Annotated in this window: 2 protein-coding genes; both read left to right on the forward strand. The window is 60.0% G+C overall.

What is annotated here, in order from left to right; genetic code table 11:
• Positions 1-217 precede the first annotated feature (217 nt).
• Entirely contained in the window at positions 218-1789 is a 1572-nt protein-coding gene (locus H5U08_RS16070; RefSeq protein WP_297035348.1) for a hypothetical protein, read from the forward strand.
• Positions 1790-1793: 4 nt separating this feature from the next.
• A partial coding sequence (locus H5U08_RS16075; RefSeq protein WP_297035351.1) for a hypothetical protein occupies positions 1794-2329 on the forward strand: 536 nt, incomplete at its 3' end.

A 2329-nucleotide genomic window follows, 5' to 3' on the forward strand; every position in this document is an offset into this window, starting at 1 on the left:
TTTACCGGGCACAGGTTGTGGGATATTTTGCCGGCGGGGGACCGAGTTGCCGTGTGGAAGCGATTGTTGACGCTACCGTTCGCCCAGCCCGGCTATTATTCTGGAGAGATATGAGCCATCTTGGACGCGGATTTCCGATAAGCGCCCTGGGGTCTTCGGGGCAGATGGCTGGTCTTGGTAACACAGGGACGGTTGCGTCCCCTTGAGGTGACAACTCATGGCACGCTGGTTGGCCTATGAATGGAACGATCGGGAATTGAGGGTGGCGGTGGCCACGCCTCGGTCGGATCGTCTCATCCTGGAACATTTGTTCGATGTCAATCTTCGGGATGCTTTGGGCGGAGCAGCGGCGGGAGGGCAAGAGCCGTTTCGACCGAGTGCCGAAGATATTGGGCGGTGCCTGGCGGCTGCCCTGGCTGCCCGCAATATCCGTCGTCCGACCACGTTCGTGACGATCAGTCGTTCGCTGGTGGAACTCCGTCAGCTTTCGGTGCCGCCGGTTTCTGACGACGATCTGCCAGAGGTCGTCAAACTTCAGGCACTGCGGGAGTTCACCCATGTTACTGAAGACTGGAGCATCGATTATTTGTCGCTGGACGGGGACCCCACGCAGCCGCGCAATGTGCTTGTGGCAGCGCTTTCTCCACAGCTTTTGACACAGATCCAGGACACATGCCGGGTGGCCCAGCTTCGTCCGGAACGCCTGCTCCTTCGCCCGTGCGCCTCGGCCTCCCTGGCCCGCCGTTGCCTGCCTCTCTCGGAGGGGGAAATTCGCCTGGTCGTCGATCTGGTCGGTGATGAAGTGGATCTTTCCGTGATCGTGGAAGGGCGGTTGGTCTTCATGCGAACCGCCCGCCTGGTCGGTGATCCGCTGCGAGATCCACCCTCGGCCGAGACGCTCCTCGGCGAAATCCGCCGGACAATGATGGCGGCTCAGAATCAATTGGGGGGTGGCCGGGCGAATCACCTTGTCCTCTGCGGGAATACGCCGGCCCACGAACATCTCGTTGGGCTTTTGCGTGAGCGACTGGACCTCTCCGTGAGTTGCTTCAATCCTTTCCAGCCGTTCACGCTCAGTCTCCAGCTTGCGGAATCGCTGCCCGACCATCCCGGCGAGTACACAGCACTGCTGGGACTTCTGGCAGACGAGAAGGACAAAATCACGCCGCCGCTCGATTTCCTCCATCCGCACCGGCGTCCAGAGCCGCCCTCTAAAAAGCGTCAGCTTTTGGTGGCCGGGGTGGGGGCCGCCATTCTTGCAGCGCTGGGGATCGGTTACGGCTGGTGGCAGTTGGCGCAGCTCGATCAGGAAATAGCACAACTCCGCGCGCGGCAATCGGAACTGGATCGCGAATTGAAGGCGGGGGCCGAAGTCGCGCAGCTTGCCCAGGCTGTTCGCGGGTGGATCGGTTCCCGAGTGGACTGGTTGGAAGAACTGAAGCGTTTGAACGAGAAAATTCCTCCTGCAAAAGAGGTGATGCTCACCAAAGTGTCGCTGGCTGCTGGATCCAAGGCGGGCGAGATCTCTCTGGAAGGCTTTGCGGCTTCCAGTGACAGTGTCCAGAAAATGGAGCAATCGCTCGAAGACGAAACCCATCGGGTGGTTTCCAAAGGGAAAGCGGAAGACGACTCGCAAAAGCCGTACACGCTTCGCTTTGGAACATCCGTCGTGATTCGGTCCGCTCCTCCGGCGCCGGTCCGGTCCACCCGTCCCCCGACTGTCCGGACGCCGGGACTGACCCCCACAGCGGCTCCCCGTTCCGCAGCCCCGAGACAAGCCGTGAGGTGACGCCATGAAACTCGGGCCAAGGGAACGCATACTGGCACTTGTGGCAGCCGTCCTGATCGCGTTTATCGGCGGACGGACCATCTGGGCGATCGTTTCCACTCCGTTCCGCATCCGGCAAACGGCTCGGGCCACGCTGATCAATTCCATTCGGGCTAAAGAGAGACAGCTTCAGGAGATTCAAAAGGCCAAGGAGCAGCTCAAAGAATGGGCAGCACGCTCCCTGCCGGCGGATCCCGCCGTCGCGCGTCGCCTTTATCAAAATTGGCTTCTTGAATGTGCTCAGAATGCCCAGTTGGAAGCCATCCAGGTGGACAGCGGGGAAGTGCGACGGGAAAAGAATCTGTTTTATCGCATGCCGTTCACTGTCCGCGGACAGGGAACCCTCGAATCGCTTACCCGATTCCTTTACGCCTTCTATTCGCGGGACTATCTTCATGCGATTCAGCGGTTGTCGATCACCCCGGTGAAAGAAGGAAAACGCATCGACCTCTTGATCAGCATCGAGGCCATCGCCCTGGATGATGCGGTGGCCAAAGACAG

Origin of the sequence: Thermogutta sp., assembly GCF_014359955.1 — a bacterium.
In the GTDB taxonomy this organism is placed as follows: domain Bacteria; phylum Planctomycetota; class Planctomycetia; order Pirellulales; family Thermoguttaceae; genus Thermogutta.

What these genes read in the sequence shown, in the direction of transcription:
- H5U08_RS16070 (WP_297035348.1), top strand. Translation starts at nt 218, where the DNA reads ATGGCACGCTGGTTGGCCTATGAATGGAACGATCGGGAATTGAGGGTG.